The following is a 12,002-nucleotide window of genomic DNA, read 5'->3' as shown; positions in this document are numbered from 1 at the left end:
CTCCGACCTGCCATTCTTCATGTACCGAGTCAGTCGGATATTCGGTTAGCCCTGCCACGGAACTACGCCGCTGCTCCCGTTTCTCTTATACCATCATCGACGGTTTGAGTGGCGGTGCCGATACTCAGGAAAGCAGCAAAGCCTACTCTATTGTAGCACGTTCCACCATCTATCGACCGGTAGCACGCTTGTCCGATTCGTTTGATGAAGATACCGGTAATACAGACTGGAACCCGCTGGTACGTACCAATGCCACTTACAAGAAACAGACCCGACTGCAAGACAATTTCAATGCCGGTTTCACTTGGGAACCAATCAAAGGATTGAAATTCCGTTCTGAATATGGCTATGGCTGGCGTTACAACAATACAGACCAAGTATGGGGTTACCAAGCTGCTACCAACTCTAAATTCGGTTATTCAGGACAACCGCAAGCTTACCTCACTAAGGTAGAGCAAAAAGACTGGCGTATCGCCAACACTTTAACCTATGACCGGAAAAAATTATTCTTCGACAACGATAAGTTCAACATCATGGGCGGACAGGAATTGACCAGCACCATGAAGAAAACGACAGCCATGACTTCTGTCGCTTTCCCTACCGATAATACGATAGACCAGATTTTGGCCAACATGGGTAACGGTACAGCACTACCGACCGAAACGACAATTGATCGCAATGACAATACGTCCTCCTTCTTCGGCCGTGTCAACTACAGCCTCTTCGACCGCTACCTGCTGACTGCTACCATACGTGCCGATGGATCCAGTCGTTTCTCAGAAGGAAACCGCTGGGGGATATTTCCTTCTGTTGCATTGGCATGGCGTATGAATGAAGAAAGTTTCTTGCAGGATGCCTCCGACTGGCTTTCGAATTTGAAGCTCCGCCTGTCATTCGGTACAGCTGGTAACAACCGCATCAGTGCAGATTATATGTACACGACATACTCGCTTGGCAGTACTTCAGACAAGAGCATCTATTTCGATGAAACATCAGCCACCATTCTGCAACACGGTTCCCGCGCTTCCAACCCCGACCTTAAATGGGAAACGACCATTACCCGCAACATTGGTCTTGACTTTGGTTTCTTCAACAACCGCCTGAGCGGTAGTTTGGATGTATATTGGAACACCACCAAAGATTTGCTGATGGAACAAACCATTCCAAGTTCAACCGGATACGAGACACAATATCAGAATGTTGGCCAGACTTCCAACAAAGGTATTGAACTCCAAATGGATTATAACATTGCCGATAAAGCCAACTGGGGATTGAATTTCAATTTCAACATCTCATACAACCGAGGCAAAATTGACAAGCTGCCTGGCGGTTCTGCTTGGCAAAGCAGTAGATGGTCTGGTTCAGCCGTTATCAGCTTGAATGATTTCTTAATTGAAGAAGGCGGACGCTTGGGTGAAGTTTACGGCTATAATTATGACGGTTTCTATACAACAGACGACATGTATTTCAACGGCACACAGTGGGTACTGAAAGACGGAGTGGCCAATTCTTACTCTACCATCAGCGGTTCACTGGAACCCGGTTCCATGAAGTTTGAAGACATAAACAATGATGGCGTCATTGACGAAAACGATAAAGTGCGCTTGGGCAACACTATACAACCTATTGTCGGCGGTTTCGGTTTCAATGGCTATTTCCTGAAGAACTTCGACTTCAACATCTTCTTCAACTATCAGCTGGGTGGTAAGATTGTGAACGCGACCAAAGCATATTCATCCATGTACAACGGTTCGTCACGCAACTATAACTTGAATAATAACTTCACGTTAGCCGACCGCTATGCCCGTATTGACCCTGCTACAGGTGAAAACATGATGGGCCGCAACTATGCCAACGACTACATTAGCACCTATGGCGAAAATGCTTATTATGCACATATCAACGAAGTGAACAACGGAAAGACTATCTTTAACCCGGCAACCGTAACCGGCCGTCCACTCTCCAGCTGGGATGTGGAAGATGCTTCATTCCTGCGTCTGCAAACCGTATCAATAGGTTATACCTTACCTAAGAATTTTGTACGCAAATTGCAAATGCAAAATGTACGAATCTACGCAACAGCCTATAACATCCTAACCCTGACCGGATACTCAGGGGTAGACCCCGAAGTAGACTGCTGTACCAGTACCCCGATGACTCCGGGCGTAGACTATGCAGCATATCCCAAGAGCTACTCTATTGTAGGAGGTATTAACGTTACATTCTAAAATCTTTATAAACCAAAAAATCATGAAAAAGATATATAAAGCCATATTGTTTTTAGGGGTTGGACTTTTCGGCCTGACTTCGTGTGAGGACTTTCTTACCCAGGAATCTCCTTCCCAATTATATCCCGAGACAGTATTCAATTCTGAGAATACAACCCGACAGGCTGTCAACAAGATTTATTCGGGACTGACACTCGACCACACCTACGGCTGCCGCATTCCACTCAACTTTAGCATGAACAACGACGTGGAAATTGTAGACGCACTGACATCGGAAACATCCGTTCAAGATGGCGAACGCGGAAATTGTAACTATAATCCTACAGACTGGAACCGTTTCCCTACCCACTGGACCGAAATGTATGAGATGGTGGAAAATGCCAACCTCTGTATCGAAGGCATCCGCAATTCTAATATCGCCAATGAAGAAGGGATGCGCGGACTGTTAGGAGAAGCCCTTTGCCTGCGTGCTATGGTCATGTTCGACTTGGTACGCCATTTTGGCGATGTTCCCTTGAAACTGGAATCAACCCAAGCCGATGGTTCCAATTTCTACCTGCCCAAGACCGACCGCGATGTCATCATGGACACCTTGCTGGTCGACTTGGCCGAAGCGGCCGAACTGCTGCCATGGGCCGGCGAAAAGAGCTACACCACCGAACATTGCACCAAAGGATTTGCCTATGGACTGGCCGCACGCATAGCCTTAGCCGAAGCCGGATATTCTATCCGCGAAAGCACTAAAGAAGGTTACGTGAAATTGGCAGCCAACAAAGACAATGCTTTACAAGGCAAATTTACCAACGGACTGCCTCTGAGCGACGACACTTATCCTACCATGCGCCCAAGCGACTCTAAACGCCGCACACTGTACGAACATGCGCTGGAATGTCTGGAAGCAATCATTAACAGCGGGCACCACCAACTGAATCCCAGCTACGAAAACGAATGGTACCGCCTGAACCAACTGTCACTTGACCAAACCTATTACGAAAACCTCTATGAAGTAGCCCACGGCATGAACTATTCAGGTGAAATGGGATATACCGCCGGCGTTCGTCTGTCTTCTCCTACCACCTATTTTGGATTTGGCAATTCATCAGGCAAGGTAAAACTGACAGCTCCCTACTTTTGGTCATTCGACCACAACGACCTGCGCCGTGACGTAACTTGCGCTCCATACGAATTGAGGAATGCAACTGCAACCCAAACGATGCAAAACGCTCCTTTCGGTATCTATGTAGCCAAGTGGGATCCCCGTAAGATGACCGAAGGCTGGCGTGCCATGAACCAAGCCGTAACCTCAAAAACCGGTTATGGAATCAACTGGGTAGTAATGCGTTATTCCGATGTCCTGCTGATGTACGCCGAAGTTGTAAACGAACTCTATGGTCCTACCAGTAACGGCAAAACCTGCTCGATGACTCCCCAACAAGCTTTGGCAAAAGTACGCGAGCGTGCATTCGACGCCAGCCTGAAATCTGAAAAGGTAGACAACTATGTAGCAGCCTTGACCAACAAAGAGAGCATGTTCGAAGCCATTGTCAATGAACGCGCATGGGAATTCGGTGGCGAAGCCATCCGAAAATACGACCTCATACGCTGGGGCTTGCTTATTGACAAGACAGTGGAGATGCTCGACAGTTACCGCTATGCCGTAAACAATCAGGTCTATCCGCGTAAAATCTATTATAAGGAAAATGACAACGCCGAAGAATGGAACAAGATTGACTATTCTTCCATCACGTGGTACGAATCGCCTTTCAGTTCCGACGACGAAGCTACCGCTGCCGGATACAAGAATTCCAGCTTCTGGGGCAGTGTTTATGATACAAGCACAGGCAGCGTAGATACATCCAATAGCACATACGACGCCCTGCAATGGATCAGCAGCGGACTCATACAATATGACAAGGTCAACGGACTGCAGGGAACAGCTCCAGCCGGTGTGGTAAACCGTCACTTGTTCCGTTTAGGCAGCAATACCATCAGCGACTCCAACGGAACACTGCAAAACTCCTATAATTTCTAACCCTTATAAGTGATACAAAACATGAAAACGAATATATTCTTGAAAATGCTGGCAGCCGGTACACTTGTATTGGGAATGGCCGCATGCGAAGACCCGAACGACTGGAGTACAGACACCTCACACAACCGTCTGTTCCGTCCCAGTGAAATATCCATAACACCCAGTGCCACCTACGCACTCATTGAATTCGACTGGTTGCCCGATGCAGAATACTACATCTTGGAATGCAATGCCGACTCGCTTTACCAAGACGAAGTACATACCGGCTCCCGAATCGATACATTGTACGAACAACCCTATACATTGGACAACCTGATGGGTGACACTTACTACTTCATACGCGTACGTGCCGAAGCCCCCAATGCAGGGATTACCAATTCCAAGTGGACTTACTATGAGGACGACGACATGCGTTCGTTCAAAACCGATGCAGAACAAATATTCTACACACCCGAAATGGCCGACCGCTCCGATTCGTGGATTCGCCTGAGTTGGCAAGAAGGTGCCGAAGTTACACACATTGAAGTACAGACAGCCGATGGCACACGGATAAAGACAGTAGAATTGACAGCCGATGAGATTGGCAGCAGCCAATGTACAGTCAACGGCTTGGAAGCTTCTACAGAATACCGCTTTGTTATTTATAACAACGAGTCCAAACGCGGCACAATCAATGTAAGCACCACAGCAGCTATGCCAGACGGCGACCTGAAGTATTCATACGATGCCGGAACCATTGAGTTTACACAAGACATGCTCGACGAACTGGCCGTACAAGCACAAGCTGCAGCCGGTGGAGCCGCATCCTACAGCCTGACTATCGGTTTTGCTGCCGGTGACGAAATTTCCATGTACGGATTAGATGAAAATGGAGAAACCACTACTCTGTCCATTCCCGACGGTATGTCCATCACATTCTTCGGATTGGCAGGTGCATCACAGCCCGTCCTGAAATTCCCCAAATCACTGGAAATCGGCGGTACACATGCCTATATTCGCTTTGAGAATGTACAGATTGTTGACGATGGTTGCCAATACCTTGTCAACCAAAGTAAAGCCACTACAGTAGACCTGTTCGAACTGCAAGACTGTACCATCGACTACCTCAACAGAAGCGTAGTACGCTTGCAAAGTAACGATGCCAAGACCATTGGTACCCTCAGTGTAAAGAATACAATCATCGGAAACGTTGGTGAAGGTGGATATGCCACATTCCGTGTAGACGGTGCAACGTACACCATCTCTGAACTTAGCCTGACGAACAGCACTATATACAATGTAGACCACAACTTCATACAGGCCAGCAAATGTAACCTTGCCAACATTAACATTACAGACTGTACCTTCTATGACGCTGTAGGCGGAAGCAGCCGCTACTTCATTGACGCAAACGGCAATTCAACCAACGTCAATTTGAACCGCGTCATCTTCGGTATGATGAATGGAAGGGGTATCCGTACATCGGGAACAGTAACAACACTGGATACTTGGTGCGCATCAGACTGTGTATTCTCAAGCAACGGCTTCAGTGTAGACCTCACTGAACCTGTAGCGGCTTCTACAGATATATTCAAAGATCCCAGTAATACAGACTTCACCCTCTTAAACAAAGATTTGTTTGGAATTGGTGATCCACGCTGGTATGAATAATCTTCCAACAACACTAAGAAGAATATTCCATAAATAATAAAAGATTAGCCAGCTAATTCATATTCGAGAAATTGTGAATTAGCTGGTTTTTTGTATCCGTTCAAAATAAAATCAAAAAACAGCGAATTACTTGTCCTTGACAAAATTTCGCATCCGAATGTACGAAAAAACTCTTTCTTGAAGACAAAGAACATCTTCATCGCAACCGCAGACGCTATACCAACATCGTACATTCAAGGTGCAGATCAGTACACAATTTCATCACGAACATCTGTTATCGTGACATTTAGTAAAAAAGAATGTCTTTTCCTAAATTCAGTAGACACAAAACAGTTTATTTCCTGAATGGCCGGACACTCCGTTTCCTGAACAAGCAGACAGTTTCCTGTTTTTCCGGACACATGCCCTGATTCAGTAGACAATATTATGAAAAACACTGCGACGGTCTTGCACGGCGCGGGCGTACCACTTGGCCGCCTCCTGCGGCTTCTGCGGCTGCTTGGCCGCATAGCGTCTGTACTTCAGTGTTCCGATTGTTGACATGTTTTGTTCGTTTTTTTTGGTTTGTTGTTCGTGTTCATTCTCTCGTTTCGGGAAGCGCGCCGGGCCGGCATCCGTCGGGTTTCCCTTGTCGACGAGAGCAAAGATAGGGACTTTCTTCCGACCCGCCAAAAACGGGGTATTCGTATTCGGTGAAAATCTGTTAATAAAGCGGGGATTTCGTGTTAAAAATTACAATCCGTTGATTTTCAATGCGCTGCGCGGCCTGTTCGCGGGCGGAAAGCGGCGGTTTCGGCAGCGGGGCGCGTCGGGGCGCGGTGCGTCGTTTTTTCCCGTCTGCCGCTCCGGCGAAGGAAGGAATATCTGCAAAGGCTTCGGTATCAGCCTGTTGATGTTTGCTCAGGCGTGACAGTGTGACAACGTGACAATTACCTAAAATCGGTTTTTTGGAAGTGGATGTTACAATTAATACTATATATATTATATATATAATATATATATAATATATATAGTATTAAAATTTTTAACACACTTTTGGGGGTCGGAAGTGGAAAAGCTCATTTGGGTAATTGTCACGTTGTCACACTGTCACGGGCGGCGGAAAAAAAGGGAAAAGTGCGGATTTTTTTCGTCGGGGTATTGCATGTTTGAAATTTTATGCCTAACTTTGCATAGTCGACAAACAAGAACATTGGGAGGCAAAACCCCCGCGAGGCGTACTTAGGGACGGCATTACGCCGGCGGCGGGAGAAGCATCGGGGAGCCGGCCGGCGGCTCTCGGCAAGGCTTGCGCGGCACAGTTGGGACGCAAGGTCTCCGTGCCGGACGGGCAGGTGATTTAAAGGGGACTCATGTTGGGAAAAGAGAAAATGACATCTGTTCATTCCACCCTTCTCAACTCCCGATAGAGCCGCTGCACGGGCAGCCCCATGATGTTGAAATAACTGCCTGAGATATGCTCCACTCCCACGAAGCCGATCCACTCCTGCACGCCGTAGGCTCCCGCCTTGTCCATCGGGCTGTAACGGTCTATGTACCAGCGGATTTCGTCCTCATCCAGCGATGCGAAGCGGACTTCCGTCCGGGCCGAAAAGCTGCGCTGCCAGGCCGTGGTGGTGAGGCATACGCCGGTGAACACTTCGTGCGTGCGGCCCGACAGGCGGCGAAGCATCTGCAAGGCGTCCTCGCGATCGCGGGGCTTGCCCAGCACGCGGCCGTCCAGCCAGACGATGGTGTCCGCCGTTATTATCAGCTCGTCGGCCTGCATCGAGCCGCGATAGGCGGCCGCCTTCTCACGCGCGATGTAGAGCGGAATATCGCCGCCTTGCAGCGTGTCGGGGTAGGCCTCGCCGACATCGGGCAGCGTGCGCACTTCGTAGCCGATGCCCAGGCCGGAAAGCAGCTCCCGACGGCGGGGCGAATTGCTCGCCAAGATTACGCGGTATTTCCTAAGATTGTCCAGCATAACGGAATATGGTAATAATTCATAACAAGCGGCTACCACCCGAAAGCCGTCTCGTCGGCCATCCAGAGGCCCTGCACCTTGAGCACCTGCTCCACCACATCGCGCCCCACGCCATGACCGCCCTCGGCATGCGAGATGTAGCGGGACACGGCCTTCACCTCAGGGGCGGCATCGCGGGGGCAACACGGCAAGCCGCAGCGGCGCATCACTTCGATGTCGGGAATGTCGTCGCCCACATACAGGATTTCTTCATCACGCAAGCCGTGGCGGTCGCGGAAGTCGAGATAGTCGCGTATCTTGAACGACGAACCCAGGTAGATGTCTTCTTCCTTCAGGCCCAGGGAAAGGAAGCGATGGCGTACCGTCATCGCCAGCGAACCCGTAATGATGCCCAGCAATACGCCCATCCGCGCCGCCAGGTGGAGCGAATAGCCGTCCTTGATGTTGATGGTGCGCATAGGCTCGCCTTCGGGGTTCATATAGACCACGTTCGCACTCAACACGCCGTCCACATCGAACAACAAAGCGCGTATCTTCTTTAAATCGTAATTGATCGTACTCACAAGCCGTTCACTTATTTTATCGTTTCTTCTTCACGGAATGTCAGGATTTTGTACCATCCGATGAATGTCGTCGCTCAGCAGGCGATAGAGCCGCTGCATCTCAGGCTCGTCGGCCAACATGTCAAGATGTTTCTCGATGACGCCCGTGTCGTAGCGCACGGCAGGGCCGGTCTGCGCCGATCGGGGCGAAAGCCCGTGCACCTTGCGGGCCGTCTCGTCGATAAGGGGCAGCAGGATGTCGAAAGGAAGGCCGTTCTTCTGCAAGAGACGCTCGCCCAAGGCATACATGTGGTTGGCGAAATTGCAGGTGAAGACGGCCGCCAAATGGATGTTCCGCCGCTGCTCGGAGTCGGCCACCTGCGCCTTCCCCGACAAGGCCGAAGCTATCTGCCTGAGGAATTGTACCTCCGCGTCCGAGCTTCCCTCGACAAAGACGGGGATTTCGCGGAAGTCCACCAGGCGATTCCTGCTGAAAGTCTGCAAGGGATAGAACACGCCATAGCGCTCCACGTGCCCCTTCCAGATGTCCATCGGGATGCTTCCGGACGTATGCACCCAAACTCCCTTTTCGCGGCCCGCCACCACTTGAGGCAAAAGTTCCGCCAGGGCATCGTCTTTCAGCGACACGATGTAGAGCTGGGCGTCGGAGGCCACATCCTCCAAATTCGTGGTATATTCGGCCTCCACAACCTGAGCCAACGTGCGGGCCGACTCTTCCGTGCGGCTATATATTTGAGCCACCCGAAATCCTTTACGGTAGAAGGCGTGGGCAAGGTTGGCAGCCAGGTTCCCCGCGCCTACGAATACAATGGATGTATCTTCTATACTTCTCATTATCATGGATTTTTCGTTTCGTTATCTCGTAGCTATAAAATAAAGAATAATGCCTGTCACCAACAAGGCCAATGGAAGCAGGTAGGCCGATAGGGTGCCCACCAGAGCCGTTATCAGTCCGAAGTTCAATATCAGCCAAAGGCCGGCGAGCACCAAGCCCACCGACTTATCGTGCTTGACCAGCAGGAAAATGACGGCCGTGTAGAGCAGGAAATAGTCCTTCTGCATGACCCACGGCAGCCCCGATGACTCAAAATGCACCCATTTGTCCAGCAGATAGAGCACGCCGAAGACTACCAGCGTAATCCCCGCAGCCTTGTACGTATCCTTGTTGTTACTCGCCTTTGCCGCACTCACCGTCGTTTCCTCCGTATTTGTTCAAATGAATTTTTTCCCATTGCAGGTGTTCCTCGTTGAAAGGCTTGCGCTCCATGCCCTTACGGCCGATGGCGATAATGCTGAGCACCTGAAGCGGAAGGGGAATATCAAGCACCTCGTGCACATACTCGTTCGACGTCACACCGGGCGCGGCAAAACGTTCGCGCACCTGCACCCAGCAGCTGCCCAATCCCAAGTCTTCGGCTTGCAGCTGGAGATAGATGGAGGCGATGGAGGCATCCTCTATCCACACGTCGCTGGCCATCGGATCGGCCATGACAACCACGGCCAGCGCTGCATCGGCAATGAACTGAGAGGCTTGTTCTTTACAACGAGACAACTTCGCGAGCGTCTCTTTATCGTCCACCACTACAAATTGCCAGGCATTGCTGCGCTTCGATGACGGCGCCATCAAAGCGGCCTTCATCAACGCTACCACTTCTTCCTGCGCCAATTCCTCGCCTGTAAACTTGCGCATGCTGCGACGGCTCTTTATCAATTCGCTGAAACTTTCCATACTAAATCATCTTTTAGTGAAGAGAGCGATCTCTTCCCGATTAAACTCGATAAACGTTGCAAAGATACGAGAATATTTTCTAATTTTGCCGTCGATGCCTCTTAAACTAACGACATATCATGCGGGAAGCGACATTCCTCCCCTGCCGGGAGATGACACCTTCCATTCTACGACCTTGTTCCGCATCTACGAAGCGACACTGGGTTACAATCCCCTGCTCATCGTAGCGAGTCTCGACGGGCAGCCTATTGCCAGATTACTGGCCGTTATTCGCCGCAGTGTACGCCTGTTCCCGCCCGGCATCATCCATCGCTGCGAAGTCTTCGGCAATGGAGAATTCTTGACAAATAGCATTAATTCCGAAGCCGTCTTCAAAGACATGCTCCAGCGGCTCACCGAAGAAGCCCTGCGGAAATGTTTCCTCATCGAATTCCGTAATTTGCCCGATGCCCGCTTCGGCTATCGCTCGTTTCGCTCATGCGGCTACTTCCCCATCAATTGGCTTCGTGTACGTAACTCCCTGCATAATGCCGACCGTATAGAAGCACGTTTCAGCCCTTCGCGCATCCGCCAAGTCAAGAAGGGATTGAAAAACGGTGCCGAAGTACAGGAAGCCCAATCCGTCGACGAGGTCAAAGCATTTGCCCACATGCTACACCACGTCTATTCATGGAAAATACGCCGCCATTTCCCAAGTCGGGAGTTCTTCTACCAATTGGCCCGGCAGGTAAACGACCCACAACGGCAAAGCCGCATCTTTATCGTTACTTACAAAAACAAGATTATCGGGGGTAGCGCCTGCATCTACTCGGGCGATAATGCCTACCTTTGGTTCTCGGGCGGCATGCGTAAAACTTACGCCCTGCAATACCCCGGTGTACTGGCTGTATGGAAAGCCTTGGACGATGCCCGCCAACGGGGATGCCGCCATCTGGAGTTTCTGGACGTAGGTCTCCCCTTCCGCCACCATGGCTATCGAGAGTTCGTTCTTCGTTTCGGCGGAAAACAAATCAGCACCCGACGCTGGTTTCGCTTCCGCTGGAAATGGCTCAACCGGGTGCTGACCTGGATTTATAAATAACCGCCTATTTAAGGACAGCAATTCGAATTATATCGGACTCACGTTAATATACGTCATAAAAATAGAGTAAAAAGGGAATGTATCGGCCGTATCCAAGCCGATGCACTCCCTTGAAGTTTTTCAATCCAATACGCTTAGTTGTTCTCCGGGCAGAACTTGCGTACCGTAACAGCTGTCTGCCACATCTCGCTCTCGCGCAGGGCTTTCAGTTCGGCATTCAGCTTCTCGCGGTAGTCGGGCCTGGAGTTGCTGTCAATCTATTTATTCAACATATTATAGTACATCAGTATTGTTAAATTTGCAATCACTGTAGTCAGGAATATAAGACCCATTATTCCTGTGTTGTAAGAAATATCATATTCGAAGCCTTTTTCATTTCCAGCATTCTCTACAATATCATTTAACCAAAAGCAGTTCTCAGCTGACACAGAATAATAATTGTAGTCTACGATGGCATTTCCTTCAACTGTAGAATGATTACAACAATTTTTTAATTTCTACATCTTATGGGGCACAGAACGAAATGTATAACGATGATTGAGTGGAAAGTGGCTTTATTACTTTGTGTTTCAGTTAGTTATGTAAGGCACTATGAAAGGCAGATTAAAACGAAACATTTGCATAGACTTACATTGGGTTTAATTTTGGAGAATGTTGAGGCTTCGATAGTTCACGGAGGTAGTGTTTCATTCAGTGTGTCTGGAGTCAGTCTTCAGACCTCTTAGTTTTGCAAATATATCAATTTATCTGTTA

Annotated in this window: 10 protein-coding genes and 1 pseudogene; 4 read left to right on the top strand and 7 right to left on the bottom strand. The window is 49.4% G+C overall.

Annotated elements, in window-relative coordinates:
* The 3 genes from Q0Z70_RS11510 to Q0Z70_RS11500 all read left to right on the top strand — a co-directional run.
* Positions 1-2,228 (top strand): SusC/RagA family TonB-linked outer membrane protein (locus Q0Z70_RS11510; protein WP_298074662.1); only part of this gene is annotated, 2,228 nt, incomplete at its 5' end.
* Between the two features lie 22 nt (positions 2,229-2,250).
* Positions 2,251-4,260: a RagB/SusD family nutrient uptake outer membrane protein gene (locus tag Q0Z70_RS11505; RefSeq protein ID WP_298074661.1), complete on the top strand. Its 2,010-nt coding sequence runs from the start codon at positions 2,251-2,253 to the stop codon at positions 4,258-4,260.
* A 21-nt stretch (positions 4,261-4,281) separates the two neighbouring features.
* Positions 4,282-5,910 (top strand): DUF5123 domain-containing protein, encoded by a 1,629-nt coding sequence (locus Q0Z70_RS11500; RefSeq protein ID WP_298074659.1) that lies wholly within the window; start codon positions 4,282-4,284, stop codon positions 5,908-5,910.
* Positions 5,911-6,321: 411 nt separating this feature from the next.
* Here Q0Z70_RS11500 and Q0Z70_RS11495 read toward each other — a convergent pair whose 3' ends face one another.
* From Q0Z70_RS11495 to Q0Z70_RS11470, 6 genes are all read right to left on the bottom strand, one after another.
* Complete coding sequence (locus Q0Z70_RS11495; protein ID WP_298074657.1) at positions 6,322-6,453, bottom strand: hypothetical protein; 132 nt, start codon at positions 6,451-6,453, stop codon at positions 6,322-6,324.
* A gap of 838 nt (positions 6,454-7,291) precedes the next feature.
* Entirely contained in the window at positions 7,292-7,876 is a 585-nt protein-coding gene (locus Q0Z70_RS11490; protein WP_298074666.1) for a Maf-like protein, read from the bottom strand.
* Between the two features lie 32 nt (positions 7,877-7,908).
* Complete coding sequence (locus Q0Z70_RS11485; protein ID WP_298074654.1) at positions 7,909-8,439, bottom strand: 3-deoxy-D-manno-octulosonate 8-phosphate phosphatase; 531 nt, start codon at positions 8,437-8,439, stop codon at positions 7,909-7,911.
* A gap of 30 nt (positions 8,440-8,469) precedes the next feature.
* Positions 8,470-9,276 carry a Rossmann-like and DUF2520 domain-containing protein gene (locus Q0Z70_RS11480; RefSeq protein WP_298074664.1) on the bottom strand — a complete coding sequence of 269 codons (807 nt, stop codon included), beginning with the start codon at positions 9,274-9,276 and terminating at the stop codon, positions 8,470-8,472.
* 18 nt (positions 9,277-9,294) lie between these two features.
* Positions 9,295-9,630 carry a hypothetical protein gene (locus Q0Z70_RS11475; RefSeq protein ID WP_298074652.1) on the bottom strand — a complete coding sequence of 112 codons (336 nt, stop codon included), beginning with the start codon at positions 9,628-9,630 and terminating at the stop codon, positions 9,295-9,297.
* Positions 9,608-10,168 carry a nitroreductase family protein gene (locus Q0Z70_RS11470; RefSeq protein WP_298074650.1) on the bottom strand — a complete coding sequence of 187 codons (561 nt, stop codon included), beginning with the start codon at positions 10,166-10,168 and terminating at the stop codon, positions 9,608-9,610. Before Q0Z70_RS11470 ends, Q0Z70_RS11475 begins: the two co-directional genes overlap by 23 nt.
* Positions 10,169-10,262: 94 nt before the next feature.
* Here Q0Z70_RS11470 and Q0Z70_RS11465 point away from each other — a divergent pair, with 94 nt between their 5' ends.
* The gene (locus Q0Z70_RS11465; RefSeq protein WP_298074647.1) at positions 10,263-11,249 is read left to right on the top strand and encodes a GNAT family N-acetyltransferase; all 987 of its coding nucleotides are present in this window, start codon (positions 10,263-10,265) and stop codon (positions 11,247-11,249) included.
* Between the two features lie 134 nt (positions 11,250-11,383).
* Here the strand turns inward: Q0Z70_RS11465 and Q0Z70_RS11460 are convergent.
* Positions 11,384-11,506: pseudogene (locus Q0Z70_RS11460) on the bottom strand (ketol-acid reductoisomerase); the annotation flags it as partial.
* Positions 11,507-12,002: the final 496 nt, after the last annotated feature.

Origin of the sequence: uncultured Bacteroides sp., from assembly GCF_947632445.1 — a bacterium.
In the GTDB taxonomy this organism is placed as follows: Bacteria; Bacteroidota; Bacteroidia; order Bacteroidales; family Bacteroidaceae; genus Bacteroides.
This window is presented reverse-complemented; position numbering and strand designations above follow the sequence as displayed.